The organism is Marinobacterium sp. MBR-109 (assembly GCF_040547565.1).
Taxonomy (GTDB): domain Bacteria; phylum Pseudomonadota; class Gammaproteobacteria; order Pseudomonadales; family Balneatricaceae; genus Marinobacterium.
The window spans coordinates 268,067-287,786 of sequence record NZ_JBEPPZ010000004.1; the positions used below are offsets into that span (position 1 = coordinate 268,067).

At 57.6% G+C, this 19,720-nt stretch carries 14 protein-coding genes; 3 read left to right on the forward strand and 11 right to left on the reverse strand.

The window, feature by feature from the left end; genetic code table 11:
- Window positions 1-180: 180 nt before the first annotated feature.
- The gene (locus ABIE60_RS07800; protein ID WP_354468876.1) at window positions 181-984 is read left to right on the forward strand and encodes a response regulator; all 804 of its coding nucleotides are present in this window, start codon (window positions 181-183) and stop codon (window positions 982-984) included.
- A gap of 3 nt (window positions 985-987) precedes the next feature.
- Here ABIE60_RS07800 and ABIE60_RS07805 read toward each other — a convergent pair whose 3' ends face one another.
- From ABIE60_RS07805 to ABIE60_RS07830, 6 genes are all read right to left on the reverse strand, one after another.
- Complete coding sequence (locus ABIE60_RS07805; RefSeq protein ID WP_354468877.1) at window positions 988-2,802, reverse strand: methyl-accepting chemotaxis protein; 1,815 nt, start codon at window positions 2,800-2,802, stop codon at window positions 988-990.
- A 120-nt stretch (window positions 2,803-2,922) separates the two neighbouring features.
- Window positions 2,923-3,615: a M48 family metallopeptidase gene (locus ABIE60_RS07810; protein WP_354468878.1), complete on the reverse strand. Its 693-nt coding sequence runs from the start codon at window positions 3,613-3,615 to the stop codon at window positions 2,923-2,925.
- A complete protein-coding gene (locus tag ABIE60_RS07815) occupies window positions 3,612-5,600 on the reverse strand; it encodes a transglutaminase TgpA family protein (RefSeq protein WP_354468879.1) in 1,989 nt (662 codons plus the stop codon). The genes ABIE60_RS07810 and ABIE60_RS07815 overlap by 4 nt, the downstream gene beginning before the upstream one ends.
- A complete protein-coding gene (locus ABIE60_RS07820) occupies window positions 5,597-6,565 on the reverse strand; it encodes a DUF58 domain-containing protein (protein ID WP_354468880.1) in 969 nt (322 codons plus the stop codon). The genes ABIE60_RS07815 and ABIE60_RS07820 overlap by 4 nt, the downstream gene beginning before the upstream one ends.
- Window positions 6,558-7,490 (reverse strand): AAA family ATPase, encoded by a 933-nt coding sequence (locus ABIE60_RS07825; protein ID WP_354468881.1) that lies wholly within the window; start codon window positions 7,488-7,490, stop codon window positions 6,558-6,560. Before ABIE60_RS07825 ends, ABIE60_RS07820 begins: the two co-directional genes overlap by 8 nt.
- Before the next feature lie 63 nt (window positions 7,491-7,553).
- Window positions 7,554-8,543, reverse strand: a complete 990-nt coding sequence (locus tag ABIE60_RS07830; RefSeq protein ID WP_354468882.1) for an NAD(P)/FAD-dependent oxidoreductase — start codon at window positions 8,541-8,543, stop codon at window positions 7,554-7,556.
- A 229-nt stretch (window positions 8,544-8,772) separates the two neighbouring features.
- On the opposite strand from ABIE60_RS07830, the gene ABIE60_RS07835 reads away from it, so the two are divergent.
- Entirely contained in the window at window positions 8,773-9,255 is a 483-nt protein-coding gene (locus ABIE60_RS07835) for an FKBP-type peptidyl-prolyl cis-trans isomerase (protein WP_354468883.1), read from the forward strand.
- A 57-nt stretch (window positions 9,256-9,312) separates the two neighbouring features.
- Here ABIE60_RS07835 and ABIE60_RS07840 read toward each other — a convergent pair whose 3' ends face one another.
- Entirely contained in the window at window positions 9,313-10,524 is a 1,212-nt protein-coding gene (locus ABIE60_RS07840) for an ammonium transporter (protein WP_354468884.1), read from the reverse strand.
- 231 nt (window positions 10,525-10,755) lie between these two features.
- Complete coding sequence (gene rlmKL, locus ABIE60_RS07845; RefSeq protein WP_354468885.1) at window positions 10,756-12,909, reverse strand: bifunctional 23S rRNA (guanine(2069)-N(7))-methyltransferase RlmK/23S rRNA (guanine(2445)-N(2))-methyltransferase RlmL; 2,154 nt, start codon at window positions 12,907-12,909, stop codon at window positions 10,756-10,758.
- 327 nt (window positions 12,910-13,236) lie between these two features.
- Between rlmKL and rmf the strand changes: the two genes are divergently transcribed.
- Entirely contained in the window at window positions 13,237-13,443 is a 207-nt protein-coding gene (gene rmf / locus ABIE60_RS07850) for a ribosome modulation factor (RefSeq protein WP_091823749.1), read from the forward strand.
- 59 nt (window positions 13,444-13,502) lie between these two features.
- Here the strand turns inward: rmf and ABIE60_RS07855 are convergent, their stop codons facing one another.
- The 3 genes from ABIE60_RS07855 to ABIE60_RS07865 form a co-directional block, all read right to left on the reverse strand.
- Window positions 13,503-14,531, reverse strand: a complete 1,029-nt coding sequence (locus ABIE60_RS07855) for a quinone-dependent dihydroorotate dehydrogenase (RefSeq protein WP_354468886.1) — start codon at window positions 14,529-14,531, stop codon at window positions 13,503-13,505.
- 67 nt (window positions 14,532-14,598) lie between these two features.
- Window positions 14,599-14,820 carry a DUF2835 domain-containing protein gene (locus ABIE60_RS07860; protein ID WP_354405890.1) on the reverse strand — a complete coding sequence of 74 codons (222 nt, stop codon included), beginning with the start codon at window positions 14,818-14,820 and terminating at the stop codon, window positions 14,599-14,601.
- A complete protein-coding gene (locus ABIE60_RS07865; protein ID WP_354468887.1) occupies window positions 14,821-19,680 on the reverse strand; it encodes an NAD-glutamate dehydrogenase in 4,860 nt (1,619 codons plus the stop codon). It abuts the gene before it with no gap.
- Window positions 19,681-19,720: the final 40 nt, after the last annotated feature.

The window sequence follows — 19,720 nt, forward strand, 5'->3', positions numbered from 1 at the left end:
AAGCCACAACACGCCCTCAAGCCAGACCAAGGCAAAAAAATACGGAAAAGGCGGCACTAATGTTGATAATCTGAGACACTAAACACAGGTATTTCCCCCTGTATACTGTAGATAAAAGCTGAACATCAGACTCACGACCGGGGTCTGGGACTGATTCAAGTCAGAATGGATTGAACTGATATGAACCTCGACGAACTTCTGGTACTGGTAATTGAGCCCTCACGGCTTCAGCGGCATATCATCATCGACATGCTCAAGGATGTCGGGCTACGCGAGATCGAGCCATTTGAAGAAGCCGGTCCCGCGCTTGAGCGGATGCGACATGTGGTGCCGGATATCGTTGTCTCTTCCATGCATCTGCCTGACATGACAGGCACCGAGCTGGTAACCCGCATGCGTGCCAGCGCCGAGCTGATCGATGTGACCTTTCTGTTGATCTCTTCGGAAACCCACTACCGCTATCTGGAACCGATTCGCCAGGCCGGCTCCATCGCCATCTTGCCGAAGCCGTTTCGGCGCGAAGAGTTGGAAGTGGCCCTGCGCAACACCATGCACTATATCCGCGATACTCAGGAAACCGAGCCGCTGGATAACGATGAGCTGGAAGACATGCAGGTACTGGTGGTGGATGACAGCGTCATGTCACGCAAGTTTGTCCGTCGCAGCATGGGCGCCATCGGGATCAATAATGTCATCGAAGCCAAGGATGGAGCCGAAGCACTGCAGATCATGAAACAGCAGCGCTTTGATCTGGTGATCTCAGACTACAACATGCCGAACATCGATGGCCTGGAGCTGGTAGAACATATCCGTCACTACAGCGACCAGCCGACGGTTCCGGTGATGATGATCACCTCTGAACAGAACCAGAGCCGTCTGGCCGCCGTTCAAAGCGCAGGGGTTTCCGCCATCTGCAACAAACCCCTCAACTACGATATGCTCAAGCAGCTGGTACGCCAGCTGGTGGCGGGAACTGATCTGTAACGATCAGTTCACCACCTTCTCTTCCGTATCACGCAACAGCTGTTCCGGGTTAAAGCCCATGATCAGCGCACCCCAGTGCTGCCCGTTCAGAAAGATCGGTATCGACAGGTCGTTCAGCACCTCACCGGTATCACGCACAAAGGTCTGCAGCAGGAAAGGCGAGGTATGAGAGGCACGGCGTTTCTCGGCACGGTTACCATTGAAAATGCGGCGGTTACGACTTTGCAGGTTATCGACTTCAAAGTTGCCCGTCAGCGGCTTTGAAACCTTTGCGTGATGCGCAGGAGCATAGCCGTTCTTGTCCACCGCAATGGCATAGATAAACTCGGGTCGCTCGGCGATGAAACGGTCAAACAAGGGCTGCAGGGTCTGCTCAAAGCGACTGGTATAGCTGCAGTCAAATTTCTCCGGCTTCTGTCCCTTGTTGGTACAGCGGTAGTTGTGATCAAACAGATTTACCCCTTCTGCCTGCAGTCTCTGCATCGCATCAAGCGTTTCCTGCGCCCAGTGCTTGCCGGTCTGGATCATGCGTTCAAAGCCACCATAGCCGATGATGAAACGCGACAGCAGCTCCTGAGTTTCTTCCGTCGATATTTCAAGCTCTTCCGAATAGGTCCGCGACTGCGCCATTTCATCACGGATGCCACCGGACAGCTCGGTAATCTCACGCACGTGATTATGTGATTCCCGGTTGGTGTGTGACAGCTCGTCTATGGCTGCGCTGATACCGGTCAGCTGCGCGTTAACCTCTTCAAAGTCATGCACCATGCGAGCAAACTGCTCATTGGTACTGACGATGAACTGATCCGTATTCTCGACGTAATCCAGAATATTGTGGGCACTGCTGCGAGTGCTCTCGACCAGGTCAGCCATTTCGCTGATGTTCCTGTCGATCTGCTGGGTAGCGGCACTGACTTTTTGCGACAGGTTGCGCACCTCATCCGCCACCACGGCAAAACCGCGGCCTGCCTCGCCGGCACGGGCAGCCTCTATAGATGCATTGAGGGCCAACAGATTGGTCTGGTCGGAAAAATCCTTCACCATGGACAGAATGCTGGTGATATTACCGGAGTTCTGACTCAGCTTGTCCACCGTCTGCTGGAACCCTACCGCCAGATCACACACGGCCTTAACCTGTTCCTGCACCCGTTTGAGTTCTTCGCTGGAGCCATGCACCTCCTGCATGTTGCTGTTGTTCTGTTCGCTGATGGTGAGCGTGCTCTGGGCGATCTCGTCAATCGCCTGGGTCGACTCCTGACTGGACTGGAACACCAGCTGGGCCTGACCCTCCTGACGTTCCGCCGAGGCATGTGCCTGGATCACCACCTTCTGCAGCCGCGTTGCGCAAAGCGCAACACTCACCGAGCGGCGCTGGCTCTCGGCGATCATCCGCTTGAGGCTGGCCGAAAACTCGTTGTAGGCCGCGGCCATTTCAGAGATTTCATCATGGGTATACTCCGGCAAGGTCGCGGAGATATCACCATCCTTCTCCTTGATCGCACGCAGCACCGATGTGATTTCACGTATGGGGCGCAAAAACAGATGACGCATGAAGAAGATGGTGAATATACCGGCCAGCAACGCCAGCGTTACGGTTGTACCGGTTGCAAACATCAGGGCCGTGAGGCTGCTTTCGATCGCGTCCAGCTGTGACGCATTCAGATCAAGGCTGTGAAGCAGCTGGCGCAGATCTGCAGCGTGATAGATGCCAACCAGAATCAGAACCAGATGGGGTAACAGCAGGAAGATGACATTGCCCACGATTTTTTTGGTCAATGTATTGAAAGCGGCCTTCTCGATAGCTGTATAGAGACTCATCAGACACTCTTTCTTATCGTTATAGGTATAGGGGACAAATCGCTTCGCGGCCTCCTGCGACGAAGTGATCTATTTTGGCCACAGATACCGGTGAGGTACCATTCTCCTTAGGTATCAAGACTACCAGTTCAAACAGACAGTATATTGAGCCAGCTCAGCTCTTAGCCGAATGTGGGCGGGGCAATGTCGCGCCAGCAGCGCATGAAAACGCGGGCCATGATTCATCTGCTGCAGGTGACACAGCTCATGCAGGATGACGTAATCCTGAAGTGTGGGGTCAAGCTGCAACAGACGCCAGTTGAGACCGACTTCACCCTTTGAGGAGCACTGTCCCCAGCGGGCTCGCCAACTGCCGATATTGATGCTCGCCGGTATCAGCCCGGTGATCTCGGCCAACTGTCGGCAGCGCCGAATCAGGCATGCTTCAGCCTCAGCCCGAAACCATTGCTGCAAAAGAGCGCGTACCGCCTCATTTTCATCCCGGCGCACCCGAGCCGAGAGGGTCAGCTTCAGCTGTTGCGGCAATTGGCGCACTTCGCTGCGGGCTGCACGCTGCCACTCCAGCAGCAACCAGTGCCCATTCAGCAGGACACGCCCCCCCTGACAGATCCGGGCCTGGTAACGACTGACCTGCTCCTGCTGACGGTTCAGATGGCGGTTGATCCAGTCACTGCGACTGAGTACAAATCGATCAACCTCATCCCGGCTGACCCCCACTGGCGCACGCACCTGAACTTCAGCATCACGGATGCGAATACCCAGGGTTTTGCGCTTGCGACTGCGGATAAGCTGGTAGGCGTGTGTCTGTGTCACCGCCGCTCCCGCGCCGCACGCAGCAACTGATCCAGCAGGGGCAACATTTGCCGACGCAACTGCTGATCGGCATCACGAGCATAGCGTTGCTGCTCATCCAGCCGGGCCAGCTGCTCAAGTCGTGCCTGCTGCTCCGGCCATTGCAGGGCCAGAGCTCGAAGCCAGCCAGTCATGGACTGACTGGGCTGGCGCTCTTCAAACTGCTGTCCCAGTACAGCCTGCAACCGCTGCAGCCTGCGCTCAAAGGGGTCTCTGCGCACAGCCTTCAGGCGCTGGCGCAACTGCCAGCCAATAACAGCCGCCACAACCGCGGTAGCGGGCAGCATCAGAGCCAGAATCATGCGCCAGTAGTCCAGCCCGCCCAGCCAGTCCTTAAGCAGATCCGTTTGCTGACTCTGATAGTTCAGCACCCAGCGATGCCAGGCAAAATTGAAGGCTTCATAGCGTTGCTGCAGCTGGCGAGCCCAATCAGCCTGCAGCCTGAAACCACGCCCGCCGCTGAATGCGGTATCGCCCCGCCGCTGAAAATACTGTACCGCGGAGGATTCGATTCGCTCCGGTGCCACTGCAGCAGTCGGGTCAAGCCGTACCCAACCCTGCCCTTCCAGCCACACCTCAGACCAGGCATGGGCATCGTACTGGCGCAGCTGCAGGTAGTTCTCGTAAGGGTTCCACTCCCCCCCCTGATAACCGGTGACGACCCGGGCCGGAATTCCGGCCGAGCGCAGCAGAAAGACACTGGCACCAGCGAAGTGCTCACAATAACCGCGACGCGTCTGGAACATGAACTGATCGATACCGTCACGGCCCAACACACCTGGCGACAGGGTGTATTCAAACTCACGGTTGAAATGGTTCATCAGTTGACGGACAAACCGCTCTGGCTGACCATCGCTGTCCTGTTGCCACTGTCTGGCCAGTGCCCGGCTGCGATCATTACCCTGTTGTGGCAACTGCAGGTAGTGCTGTTGCTCCTGCTGTGTCAGCAGGGGCTGGAGCTGATAATCCTGCACCGACTCCAGTCGATACTGGGTGCGTCGTTCCAGGGGAGCGCTGCTCACCAGCGTTCTGAACGGCGTCATCCGTTGCCCCTGTGCCTGAGCCACCGGCAGATCCAGTGCCATCAGCCAGGGCATGCCACTGGGCTCCATCACGATTTCATAGCCCTGTGGTTCAGCCTCCGTAATCAGTTTTTCCTCTCGCAATCGATTGCGCTGATCCGGCGAAGCCTGACGCCAGCTGCGGCCATCAAACTGGCTCAGCACCAACGCTCGCCAGTAGCGCTGTACCGGAACGGGTGGTTGATCGTTATCAAAGCTAACCCTGAATGCCAGTGCATCTGACAGCGCCAGATCACTCACATCCCCCGGACTCATGCTGTCCGACAGGCCAGTGGTTGCCCGTGGAGAGCTGATCTCCACTGACCAGAAGGGCTCAAGCCGCGGGAATAACAGAAACAGCACCAGCATCAGCGGCAGTGCCGGCAGCAGCAACGCAAAGGCACGCTTGAAGGGTGGCAGCCATGCCGTGCGCCCCGGTCGTTGATGAATGGCACACAGGGCGGCCAGCAACAGCCAGACCACCAGCAATACATACACGGCCACCCATACGCTTTCATGAAACAGAAACACCGTCGCCAGTACGAACAGAGACACAAACAGCAGAATCAGTGCATCACGGCGGTGATAGATCTCGATCAGCTTGAGTGCCAGTCCCAGAACCAGCAGAGCGACCATCGCTTCAGGACCCGCATTGCCACCAAAACTGATAATCAGACCAACGCTACTGGCGGCAATCAGCACCAGCTTGATGAGCCAGTGGGGAAAGGGCCAGCGACCGGTATGGATCATCAGCCGCACCCCCACCATGGCCAGAGCCAGCAGAGGAATCCAGACTGGCAGCCAGCTCAGGTGAGGCAGCAGTACGGCGATAAACGTTGCCAGCTGCAGGATCACGGCGCTTCGGCTGATCTGCACTCGGTTCATGCTTGACCTCCACGACCATAAAGCGCCAGTCGCTTCAGAGCTTCATAGCGATGATTCTCGCCCTGTTCCGGGGGCAGCTCCAGCGCCCCGAGCCTGAGACCAAAACGTTGCTCTCGTTTGGACAGCTCCAGTACCCAGTAGGTCAGGCGTGACAGACGCTGCTCAAGATTACCCGCGCAGACCTCAAGGTCGAGCCAAATATCCGGGCTCTGCTGATCCCCAAACTGCTTGGCCTGAAGACCCAGTCCGCGGGCATAGCTTTTCCAGTCAATCTGACGCAACGACATGCCCGGCTGAAATCGCTCAAGGCCGGTGAAGTCGTCGGTGCCATCGCGCTGCTGCAGGCTGGCTTCTCCTGACTGGCCACCCCCCTCCGGGGCTGGAAGTTCGCCAGCGAGAGGTCGGGGATATACCAGCGCCTGCAGCTCCAGGTTTACCCAGGTCCAGGCTCTGAACAGCCCCAGCGGGAAACAGGTTTCAAGCTTCAGTCCACCGGGTTGCAGCCAGCCACGCGCAGGCGCCACACAGAAAAGCTCCAGACGCTGACTGCTCTGCTCCAGATCAACAAGCAGAGGGGTTCCCTGTTCAAACTGCAGCCGTATCTGTTCGGGCTTACGCCCAGCCTGATGATCCAGCTCAAGTTCGAAACCGGCCTGCTCACCGGCAAAGCAGCTGTTGCCGCGTAGTGCCTGTAACCTTATGCCTGCCAAGTTACTGTAGGTGTGCAGGCAAGAGACAAGAAACACCCCGGCGGCCAGAAAGGTGATGGCGTAGATCAAGTTGTTTTCGTAGTTAACACCCATCAGCAGCAACAGAATCAGCAGCAGCATGAAACCGGCACCGGCACGGGTGGGCAGGATAAAAATGCGGTTCTGGGTCAGGGTCACGCTGCGACTGCGCGGGTAACGCTTCAGCGCCCAGCGCCGGACACGTCCCTGCAGCCGTGTTCGCAGAGTGTCAGCCAAGAACGTCCACCTCCGCCATCAGCTCAGCCACCAGCCGACGGCTTTCATGACCCGCCACATCTTCCGCTGCCCGCACACGATGCCCCACCACGGCTTCGAGCACAGCCTGCACATCCTCCGGAACCAGATGATCTCGCCCGTCCAGCCAGGCCCAGCATCGTGCGCAACGCAACAGGGCCAACCCGCCGCGGGGCGAAACGCCATAACTGAAGCCGGCCGCATCGCGGGTGTACTGCAGCAGACGTTGAACATAGTCGATCAGACTGGACGAGGCATGCACCCCTCGGCACGCCGCCTGCGCCTGCGCCAGCTCGGCCGGGGTCAGGCATTGCGGCAGAGCGCCGAGGTGCTGGCGTGTATCCCCACCCGTCAGCAAGCGCCGCTCAACATCAGGAGCCGGGTAGCCCAAGGCTATGCGCATCAGAAAGCGATCAAGCTGAGACTCGGGCAACGGAAAGGTGCCGTATTGGGTAGACGGGTTCTGGGTCGCGATGACAAAGAAAGGCTCCGGCAGTGGATAACGCTCCCCTTCAATGCTCACCTGCCCCTCTTCCATCGCTTCCAGCAGTGCCGACTGGGTTTTGGGGGTACTGCGGTTGATCTCGTCCGCCAACAACAGCTGGGTAAAGACAGGGCCGGGATGAAAGCGGAAACTGCCCTTGCCGGGCTCGAATACACTCACACCGAGGATGTCGGCCGGCAGCATGTCGCTGGTGAACTGAATCCGCTTGTCATCCAGTCCCAGCACGCGGGCCAGCGCATGGGCAAGCGTGGTTTTCCCCATGCCGGGCAGGTCTTCGATCAACAGGTGACCCTCTGCCAGCAGGCAGGTCAGCGCCAGACGCAACTGCTCCTTTTTGCCCAACAGTACCTGCCCCAGCGTACTGAGAGCCTCTTCCACTTTGTGTCGCAATTGATCAGTCACGGTTATCTCCTCCCTGCCATAGCCACAGTGTAACTGCAGACCCGCCACCTGAACCAGTATGGGTCAGGGACTGACCCGCTCCAGAAGCTGACGGGCACTGAGAATGGCACCGTCAATCCCGCCGCCGGCCACCCAATCGCCACAGACCAGCACTCGGGCATCATCGCTGCAGAACACGGGCAGTGACTGCCGCCCGGCATCTGCATAAAGCCAGCGATGGATGCGTTGCTGAACAGGTTTGATCGGCTGTGTGCACAGTGCTGCAAACGCCTGCAACAGCGCGGACTGAACCTGCTCGGGGCTGTCACCGACATGCTGCCGGCTCCAGTCGGTACGGGCTTCAATGGCCCAGGTTTCACCACTGCGACCGGGCTTGCTGCCATCGCTCCAGACGCGCTGCAGCACAGGGTGTTCACCTTCCAGCCATTCCAGCTGTGCCAGCCGATCTGGTCGCTGCTCGAGCTGCAGCAACAATATCCAGCGGGGCTCCATTTCCACTTTCCGTACAGCCTGCTGCAGCTCAGGTACGCACTCCAGCAGAGATACCGCTTGAGGGGCCGGTGCGGCGATCACGACTCTGTCGAACCGACCTTGAACGATGCCAGTCTCATCTTCCAGCCGGTACGACGCCTCATCCTCATGGATGAGCCGGGCAATGCGCACACGGGTATTAAGCTCGATCCCATTCAGCAGAGCGCGGGTCAGGCCACTGCTGCGCGGTCGCGCCATCCAGAGCTGTGGTCCCGAAACAGGTTTCAGGTTGAAATTCGCAGCGCCGGGCAGCCAGAGGGACAGCGCCGGCATTGAGGTTTCGGGCAACAGTGCTTCCAGTGCACTGCGTTGCGACCGATTGAGACCGGGCGCACCCAGATCCACGCTCAACTCTCCCAATCGCGCAGCCGCCAGACGACCACCGGTGCCTCGGCTTTTGTCAAAAACGATTACCTCTGCCTCAAGGCGGTGCAGCCCTTCCGCAACCAGTGTACCGGCAAGTCCCGCACCTATTACTGCTACCCGTTCTCCCTGCTTCACCGGCTCATGCCCCCTGATCATCTGCAAAATTTTTCATACTACGCCATTTTGCTCCGTTGAGATCATGCCTGAAGGCCGTTGCGGGTTGCGCCTGCCCTGCAGGGCCGTTAGCATGTTGTCCCAAACCAACCGGGAGCCCTGCCAAGCTGCCCTGTTTTCGGCTCGCTGAGCCCTGTGTCATCACTGGCAGGGGTTGATCGACCGGGAGCCTGTGCATCGACGCATCTCCGCATCACCAGGAGAGACCCTGATGCAGATCGCTGACAAATCCGTTGTATCCATCCACTACACTCTGACCAACGCTGAAGGCAATGTGTTGGACAGCTCCAATGGCCAGGAACCGCTTGCCTATCTGCACGGCGCCAGCAACATCATCCCGGGACTGGAAAATGCACTGCTGGGCAAGACCACAGGTGATAGCCTGAAGGTAACCGTTGAGCCGGAAGAAGGCTACGGCCCGGTGCGTGAAGAGCTGGTTCAGGACGTTGACCGCAGCGCTTTTGCCGGTATCGATGATGTACAGGTCGGCATGCAGTTCATGGCGCAGACCCCCTGGGGTGAGCAGCCGGTTACTGTCGTCAAGGTTGAAGGCGAGAGCATCACTCTGGATGGCAACCATCCGTTGGCTGGCCAGACCCTGAGCTTTGACGTGGAAGTGGTTGAAGTGCGTGAAGCGTCCGAAGAAGAGCTCGAACACGGTCATGTTCACGGTGCCGGTGGACACCAGCACTGAGCTCGACACTCAGCGCTGATCGATCAAGATGCCCGGTGATACCGGGCATCTTTGTTTTCAACGGTCGTCGGATGTTGCTTCAATCTGATGAATGCTCAGATCCGCGCCATTGAACTCTTCCTCGGCCGACAGACGCAGCCCCACTACCGCCTTGATTGCTCCATAGACCAGCAGGCCACCCAACACCGCAATCACAACACCGAGAAGAGTTCCGAGCAGCTGCGAGGCCAGGCTGATACCGCCCAGTCCACCCAGGGCTTCACTGCCAAAAATACCGGCGGCAACGCCCCCCCAGACGCCACACAGGCCGTGCAGCGGCCAAACACCCAGCACATCATCGATCTTCCAGCGGTTCTGCACCAGTGTAAAGGTCCAGACAAACAGGGCACCGGCCACACCGCCCACCACCAGCGAACCCAGTGGATGCATCAGGTCAGAGCCGGCACAGACGGCCACCAGCCCGGCCAGGGGGCCGTTATGAATAAAGCCCGGGTCGTTACGACCAACGATCAGGGCCGTTATGATACCCCCTACCATCGCCATCAGGCTGTTCATTGCCACCAGGCCTGACACACCATCCAGTGTCTGCGCAGACATGACGTTAAAACCGAACCAGCCGATGCACAATATCCAGGCACCCAGCGCCAGAAACGGAATATTCGATGGCGGGAATGCGACCAATCGCCCACCTTTGTAGCGTCCATGACGTATGCCCAGCAGTACCACTGCAACCAGTGCCAGCCAGCCACCAACACCGTGCACCACAACAGAGCCGGCAAAATCATGGAACGGCGCACCAAAGCGCTCTTCCAGCCAGGCCTGAACACCGAAATTGCCATTCCAGGCGATGCCTTCGAACAGCGGGTACACCAGACCAACCACCAGCGCTGAAGCGATCAGAAACGGCCAGAAGCGACCACGCTCGGCAATTCCACCGGAGATAATGGCGGGAATTGCGGCAGCAAAGGTCATGAGAAAGAAGAATTTTACCAGCTCATAGCCGCTATCGCGGGAGAGCACGGCGGCGCTGTCATAAAAGGTGATGCCATAGGCCAGCCAGTAGCCTACGAACAGGTAGGCCAAGGCTGAAAAGCCGAAATCACTCATGATCTTGGCCAGTGCATTGACCTGGTTTTTGCGACGCACCGTGCCCACTTCAAGAAATGCGAAGCCGGCATGCATGGCAAACACCATGACGGCGCCCAACAGGATAAACAGGGTATTGGCACTCTGCGACAGCTGCGAGATTGCACTGCTGATGGATTCCACTCGATCTCCTCCGTCTGTTGACGGGCGCACCATCAAGAGGCATCTGCACCGCAATACAGCACGCCCTTGATCGACACCCGGATGGGTTAAATCGCTCAAACGGCGTGGTGACAGGTACTGCGCACCAATTTGCAGTGTTTGCACCAGCGCCGTGCAGAGCGTTGGTGCAAAATTAAGCAGGTTTTGTGCCAGTTCAGTGCAAACAGCGCAGAAAGGCCCTGCCGCAGTGCATCAGTGACGATGGCGGATTTCGAAGCAGCTGTGAATTCTGGCGTTGCGCTTGAAATCCGGATCAAGTGTTTGGGCCGTGATATCCCGGATCTCAAAGTCAGCCAGCGCTTCACGGTCGATACTGAAACGGCGGTAGTTGTTGGAGAAAATCAGTAGACCATCAGCACGCAGCAGCTGCATCGCACCCTTGATCAGTTGAACATGATCACGCTGCACATCCAGCACATCGTCCATCCGTTTGGAGTTGGAGAAGGTGGGCGGGTCCATGAAGATCAGATCATAGCGATTCTGGTGCGGCTGCTGCAGCCACTGCAGGCAGTCCGAACGTATCAGCTGATGTTGCGCCTTCGGCAGGCCATTGAGCTCCAGGTTGCGCCGAGCCCAGTCCAGATAGGTCTGAGACAGGTCCACACTGGTGGTACTGCGCGCCCCGCCCACACCAGCATGCACGCTGGCACTGGCGGTGTAGCAGAACAGGTTGAGCATGTCCTTGCCCGCCGCCAGCTGCTGCACCTTGAGTCGCGCCGGGCGGTGGTCAAGAAACAGACCGGTATCGAGATAGTCGTGCAAATTGACCTGCAGTTTGCAGCCGTGCTCAATGACTGTCATGAAATGACCAGTCTGATCCTGACGCTCATACTGCTGCTGGCCCTGTTGGCGCTTACGCTGCTTCAGGATCACCCGCTCCGGCGGCAGCTCAAGCACCTGCGGAACGGCAAGCATCACATCCTGAAGCCGCGAGAACGCCTTAACCGGATCAATGGAGGCCGGTGGTGCATACTCCTGAACCACGGCGTGGTCTGGATAGATATCCACGGCGACGGCATATTCGGGCATGTCAGCATCGTAGGCCCGGTAGCAGCTGATCGATTCGCGCTTCACCCAACGCGACAGCTGTTTCAGATTCTTTTTCAGGCGGTTGGCAAACATCTGCGCCTGCTCGGACAGGGCGACGGTCTCACCACCCTGCTCCAGCCGTTGCCGGGCCTCCTGACGCTGCTCTTCCGATTGCTCATGTACCGTAAACAGCAGCAGTTTGCTGTCGATGGCACCGTTGAACAGCCGGTACTGTTTCTCCGCGCGGAGTTTCATCACCTTGCACAGATCAGGATTGCCGGTAAATACAGCCGCCTGCCAGTTGGCAAAATTCTGCTTCAGCCGTTCGCCCAACAAACGGTAAAGAAACATCAGTTCCTGGGTTTCACCAAGTCGCTCACCGTAGGGCGGATTGGTGATCAGCAGGCCCCTCTCACACCCCTCAGGCCGCTGCAGCTGATCCAGTGGCCGGCGCTCAAACCGGATCAGTTCAGCAATACCGGCACGGCGAGCGTTTTCCTCGGCCCGCGACAACACGCTGGCATCGGCATCAAAACCGTAAAAACGCGCCTGCACCTTTGCCAGACCGGCTTCCCGACGCTGGCGGGCCTCTTCAAGCAGTTGCTGCCACAGGCGGGAATCATGCCCCGGCCAGCGGCTGAACCCGAACGTCTGTCGGAACAGACCCGGTGCGATGTCGGCACTCATCAAAACCGCTTCCGTGAGCAAAGTGCCTGAACCGCACATGGGGTCCAGCAATGTATCAAGCTCAGCGGCAGGCCAGCCTGCCCGGATCAGCACAGCAGCGGCCAGATTCTCTTTCATCGGCGCCGCACCGGCCTTGAGACGGTAGCCACGCCGGTGCAGGCTGTCCCCGGAGAGGTCCAGCGCTACCGTGACCCGGTTGCGGTGCAGGTGAACGTTGATGCGCAGATCGGGCTGATTGCGTTCGACACTCGGACGCTGCCCGGTTGCCGAGCGAATCTGGTCCACGATCGCATCCTTGACCTTGAGGGCACCGAAGTGGGTGTTGTTGATCGCATCGGAACGGCCGTTGAAATCCACAGTCAGTGTCCCGGAGGGGCGCAGATGCTCAAGCCAGTCCACGGTCTGTACCAGCTGATACAGTGTGTCTGCATCCGGCACCTCACCTTCTGCCAGCGGCATCAGGACTCGGTTGCCGAGCCGAGACCAGAGGCAGATGCGGTAAGCGGTTTCAAGTTCGGCATCACAGGACACGCCTGCGACGGTCTGACGTACCTCTGCAGCGCCCAGCTGAATCAGCTCGTCCTGTAACAGAATTTCCAGCCCCTTGGGACAGGTGATGAAGAGTTGCATTGTCTGGAGTAGCTCCGACCTGATCATGACGATGTTTTACTGTCTGCAGGTAACGACCTGTCATGAAAGTGAAAAATATTCATTCAAGCGCCGCAACTGCAGCAATTCTGATTAAGCACTTGATTTGATGACCGATGCTGCAGATGCGCTCGGATAAATTTTATTACAACACTGTAACAACATAGTTTATTTAAATCGCCACAGCCTGTTTTTTCAGATATCAATAGGGGTGTGACGTCACGACAGAAAACCGTAAAGCGCATCCCCGTTCCATGCAGTTACCTTAACGTCGGGGACAGTATAATCAGAATATGTGAGGCGCAAAGTATGAAGAAACAGAAACGGGATCGTACCTCTACTCTGTTTAATCGTGGATTCATGGCTGGCATCAACGGGCGTTCCCGTGAGGAATGTCCAGTCCAGACAGTTGAGCTGCGCAGTCACTGGATGAGTGGCTGGCGCGAAGGACGTGAAGCGCACTGGAGTGGAATGTCCGGCGTTTCTGCTATCCAACACAACCCTTCAATGCACTGACGGTGCAACTCACCTCTTAAATCTGAACGACAGGCCTGCACGCAGGCCTGTCGTTGTGTTCAACCGCGCTTGAGCTGCTCAATCGCCTCGAGCGAATCCCGTACCAGTGACGGCCCACGGTAGATGAAGCCGGTATAGATCTGCACCAGGCTTGCGCCCGCCTCGATCTTCTCGGCGGCATCGAAGCCTTCGGTAATCCCCCCCACACCGATGATCGGCAGTGCACCATCCAGATGTGAAGCCAGTGCCCTGATGACCGCAGTGGAACGGCTGCGAACCGGCGCGCCACTCAAACCACCCGCTTCATCCGCCAGTGGGCTGTCCTCAACCCCTTCGCGTGACAGCGTCGTGTTGGTGGCGATCACCCCATCCATCTCGTAGGTTTTGAGAGCAGTGGCCACCAGCCCCAGCTCCTCATCGTTCATATCCGGCGCAATCTTCACCGCAATCGGTACATAACGACCATGCAGACTGGCCTGCTTGGCCTGTTCGGTCTTCAGGGCATCCAGCAGGCTGTTCAGCGAGTCACCGAACTGCAGTGTACGCAGGCCCGGTGTGTTGGGCGATGAAACGTTGACGGTGATGTAGCTGGCATGGGAGTACACCTTGCGCATGCAAACCAGATAGTCCTGATCCGCCTGCTCGTTCGGAGTATCCTTGTTCTTGCCGATATTGATGCCCAGAATGCCCTTGTAGCGGCTGCGCTCAAGGTTCTTCAACAGCTGATCGACGCCCGCGTTGTTGAACCCCATGCGATTGATAATGGCGTCATGTTCCGGAATCCGGAACAGGCGAGGCTTGGGATTGCCAGGCTGAGGCCTGGGGGTCACCGTGCCCACCTCGATAAAACCGAATCCCATGGCAGCCAGGCCATCGACGGCGGTACCGTTTTTGTCCAGACCAGCCGCAAGTCCAACCGGGTTGGGGAAGCGAATGCCCATCACCTTGGTTGGCAGCGAAATCTGCTGGGCACCCAGCAACCGGGGCAACCCCAGAGAGGCAGCGAGGTTCATACTGCCCAATGCCAGTTCGTGCGAGGTTTCGGCGTCCAGCCTGAACATGAGTGCGCGTGCGAGGTCGTAGAGCATGAGAGTCACTGAGGTGGTTATAAACTGAGGCCACATTATAGGCGAGCGGCCGGGTTATGAACACCACTCAACTCAAGCGCTGGATATCCTCCAGTTTGCCTGCATCGCTGAAGCGGATGCGAAAGGTGCCCCTGATGCCGTCATGCAGCAGCCAAGGGCGCAGAATATTGGCCGGGAACTGTACCCGACGGCCGTCCCGGGCACGGGTTGACACCACCCGGGACGGACCTCGATACACTTTTAAAAACTCTTCACTGCTGATCCGCAGATCAACAATTATTTCGTTCATCTAGCCACTGGATTCCGTCAAGCTACTGCAGCGGGCCAGGTCGGCCAGCTCGCGTGTGGCGACAGTATACATTGCGTAATCCTGAACATTGGCATTTTTCAGCTCGGTCAGTATGTTGAGCCAACGCTCCACATGTGGCTGGTTCTGTTCCACCCAGGTCTCCATGCGCTGCTCCAGGCCGGCCTGATCCAGCTTGCCTTTGGCGGCGAACAGGGTCGCAATCAGGGCACGCTGCTGAGTATCCAGATCATCGCGGAAACTGTCTCGCGCCAGCGCCTGCCAGTAGCTGTTCACATCCAGGTCGTTAAGCTGAGTGCTGAACCACTGCAGCTCAAGCGTTTCACTCAGACTGAAATGCGCTTTTGCTGCAAGCTCGACCGACACCTTGGAGTCGTGTGCCACCTCTATGATACCCAGCAGCGGATACAGCGCCCTTGATCCGGCAACGCGCTGCGCCAACTTCTCGGGAACACCCGAATCGATATAACGGTCATGCGCACTTTGCCATACCTCCAACGGCTGCCCTCTCAACAGCTTGCCCAGCTCAGGTACCAGCTTGACCAGACAGGGGCTGAAATGTTCGGCTTCATTGGCACAATCGAGCGTGCCCTGACGGTTGCGAACAAACCAGCGCGTTACGCGCCGAATCAGGTGCTGCAGATCATGCATCATCTCCTGCTGAATACCGGCCTCCACCTGGTAGTCGAGCGCTTCGATTTCCTCCCACAACGGTCGCAGACTGAAAATATCCCGCGCCAGAACATAGGCCCGTACCACATGTTCAATATCGGCCCCCGTCGAAGTCAACAGACGATCAACAAAGTTGATGCCCATCAAGTTAACCATCTGGTTGGCAATCTGGGTGGAGATAATCTCGCGGCGCAATCTGTGCTGTTTCAGTGCATCAGCATAGTTTTTGCAGATACGTTCAGGAAAAGCCGTGACCAGCTCCTGAGCCAGATAGGCGTCATCCGGCACCGTGGATGCCAGCAACAGCTCCTTGAGGTCGGCCTTGCTGTAGGAGACCAGCACCGACAGTTCCGGCCGTGTGAAGCCCTGACGATTGTTCTGCCGGTCGGCCAACTGCTCATCCGCAGGCAGGAACTCCAGCTTGCGCTTGAGCTTGCCCTGGGACTCCAGCGCATTGATGAAGCGTCTGTATTCGGCCATTGAACTGGCTGAACGTGCTTCCGCCAGTGAAATTGCCTGGACCTGACGGTAGTTGTTTTGCAGCACAAGCTCAGCTACATCATCGGTCATATCGCTGAGCAGCCTGTTGCGCTGGCGGGCCGTCATATCACCATTGGCCACCAGCTGATTGAGCAGAATCTTGATGTTGACTTCATGGTCAGAGCAGTCAACGCCACCGGCGTTGTCGATGAAATCGGTATTAAGACGGCAGCCACTCTGGGCCAGCTCCATGCGTGCACGCTGGGTCAGCCCCAGATTACCCCCTTCCCCGATCACACGGGCACGGACCTGCGGCGCATCCACTCGCAAGCCATCGTTGGCCTTGTCACCTACATCGGCCTGGGTTTCATCGCAGGCCTTGATGTAGGTCCCGATGCCACCGTTCCAGATCAGGTCCACCTCGGCACAGAGCAGGGCCGAGATCAGCTCATTCGGCGGTACGCGGCTGGATGTCAAACCGGTCAACCGCTTGATTTCCGGCGTCAGACTGATCGACTTGGCACTGCGGTTAAAGACACCGCCCCCCTTGGAAATAAGCTTGGTGTCATAGTCCCCCCAGCCTGAGCGCGGCAGTTCAAACAAGCGCTGACGCTCCTTGAATGAAGCCGCAGGGTCCGGGTCAGGGTCTATGAAAATATGCAGATGATTGAACGCGGCCACCAGCTTGATCTGGTCCGAGCGCAACATGCCGTTACCGAACACATCACCCGACATGTCGCCGATCCCAACGCATGTGAACGGCTCTTTTGCCGTATTAAGCCCCAGCTCGCGGAAATGGCGCTCCACCGATACCCAGGCACCGCGGGCGGTAATGCCCATCTTCTTGTGGTCATATCCCTGACTGCCACCGGAAGCAAAGGCATCCCCCAACCAGAAGTTGTACTCTGCGGCAATTTCGTTCGCAATATCGGAAAAAGTTGCAGTGCCCTTGTCTGCGGCCACAACCAGATAGGTGTCGTCTTCATCGTGGCGCACGACCGCCTTGGGCGGCACCACCTCACCTTCAAGCAGATTGTCGGTGATATCCAACAGCGCCCGGATGAAAGTGCGATAGCAGCTTACACCCTCTTCCATCCAGGCTTCACGGCTCATGTCCGAGTGCAGACGTCGCGCCACGAAGCCACCCTTGGCACCGACAGGAACGATGACCGCATTCTTTACCTGCTGCGCCTTGACCAGCCCCAGTACTTCGGTGCGGAAGTCCTCCAGACGATCGGACCAGCGTAACCCTCCACGGGCCACTTTGCCGCCACGCAGATGCACACCTTCTACCCGTGGTGAATGCACATAAATTTCAAACAGGGGACGCGGTTCAGGCACTTGGGGAATATCGCGCGGCGAAAGCTTTAATGACAGGTAGGGCTTGGGCTGACCGTCAAGTTGCTGGTAGAAGTTGGTTCTTAATGTGGCACGTATCAGCGCCAGATACTGACGGATCGCCTGATCCTCGTTCAGGCTGGCGACCTCTTCAAGCCCCTGTATAATATCCGTTTCCAGCTTGTCCTCTCGCTTGGGGTCGGCATTGTCAGGATCGAAGCGTGCTGCAAACAGCTCTACCAGCAGGCGCGCCAGCCCTACATGATGCTTGAGCGCGAGGCTGATTGCCTCCTGGCTGATCGGGAAGCGAATCTGCTTCATGTAGCCGGCATAGGCCCGCAGCAACGCAACCTGACGCCAGTGCAGTTGAGCCCCAAGCACCAGCTTGTTGAAGTCATCATTGCCGGCATGACCCTTCCAGATGTTGAGGAACGCATCCTCAAACAGATTCTGCATGGTTTCGGCCGTGACCTGCTGTTTGCCGGTGTAGCGCAGGTTGAAGTCGTGAATCCAGATGCAGCGCCCATCCGTTTCCACCTGATAGGGGTGCTCATCGATCACCCTGAGACCCAGATTTTCCAATACGGGCAGCACATCCGACAGCGGCAGCGCCTGCCCAAGATGATAGAGCTTGAAGTTCAGCTCCTCAGGCTCACGCTCAAGTGCTTCATAAAAGCTCAATGCGATCGGCTCGGCCTTTGTCAGCCGGCGGATATACTGGATATCGACCACTGCCGCACGCGGTGCAAAGTCCGACCGGTACCCGGCCGAGAAGCCGCCGCAGAAGTGGTTGTAGGTTTTGATGCCTTTCTCTTCACCCAGGCTTTCCACCAGGGCGGCATACAACTCTTCATTCCAGCTGCTGGCTGCCTGAGAAATACGCCGCTCCAGATCGGTTACATCAAATTCGCGGGTGACTTCCTGATGGTCGCTGGTCCGTAGAATGAATTGGGTACGCGCCAGTACGGATTCCGAAAAATAGGTGGTGAATTCGGCCTGATCACAGCCCAGCTGCTGCTGCAGAATGCGTTCAACACGCTGTCTGAAGTCGGTGCTGTACACCTCGCGCGGGGCATATACCAGCGCAGAGAAAAACTGGCCATAATAATCACGCCGCAGAAACAGCCTGATCTGGCGCCGCTCATGAATCTGCAGAATCCCCATCGCGGTATCAAACAGCTCTTCAACGCTTGCCTGAAACAGGTCATCCCGTGGGTGAATCTCAAGGATCTGCTTCAGCTCTTTCCAGTCGTGCCCCTCCCGGTGCAGGCCGGAGCGCTCCATGACCGCGTTGATCTTGCGCCGCACGATGGGGATATCGGTCGCGCCATGCAGATAGACCGCTGAAGTATAAAGTCCCAGAAAACGCGATTCGCCAACCAGCTGTCCCTCGGCATCAAATCGTTTGATGCTGATATAATCGGGATACGCCGGTCGATGCACACGAGAGCGTCGGGATGACTTGGTAAATGACATCAACTCAGGGATCAGCGTAAACCCGCCATCATCACGATCACCTGACGCAAGCACACCCGGATAGCAGCTGCCATCCTGCTGCTTGAATAGCCCGAGACAGCTGTCGCACACAGGCTCCAGCTGGCGGCTTTTCCCCTCGCCGGTCAGGGCAAGCTCATCGTAACCAAGAAAGGTAAAATGGCTCTTCAGCCAGCTGATGAAGTCACGGGCTTCGACAACATCCTCTTCCTCCAGCCCCTCCGGCACCTGGTGATAATCTTCGAGCAGTTCATCAGCCTTGGCCAGCATGGCATCAAAGTCCGTCACGGCAGCCTTGACCTCCGCCAGTACATTGAGCAGCCCCTTGCGCAGCTCCTCCAACTGTTCCGGGTCAGTATGACGATCCACTTCGATTACAACCAGCGACTCGGGCTCCCCCCCTTTACAGGCCACATTACGCGGCTGCAACTCCTGCAACTCGCCCTTCTTCCTGTCCCGGCGAATGCTGAACACCGTGTTGATGATCGCGTGGATGGTGAGGTTGCGCCGATTCAGCTCCATCCTCAGTGAGTCAACGATAAACGGCATATCCGGTTGCACCACTTCGATCACGGTGTGGGTCGACTGCCAGCCATGGCGTTCAAAGTCAGGATTGAACACCCGTACCTTGATCTCCTCTTTTGCCGACCGCTGCTGCAGAAAGTGCCAGACCGCCAGCGTAGCGCCATAAAGGTCATCAAGGCGCCAGCTGCCAAGATCCTGATCTGCCGCATGGGCAAAAAAGTGATCTACAAAGCTTCCAAGAGGCGCAGCCCGCTCCTTGGGCAGCCGCTGTCGAATGGTCGCCTTGAGCTGCTGCATGAGTTCGGTTTTGCTGTCTGCACGTTGCCGGGACATAAGCATCCTCTTATTCTGAATTCGTCCTGAGTGAAAGCGC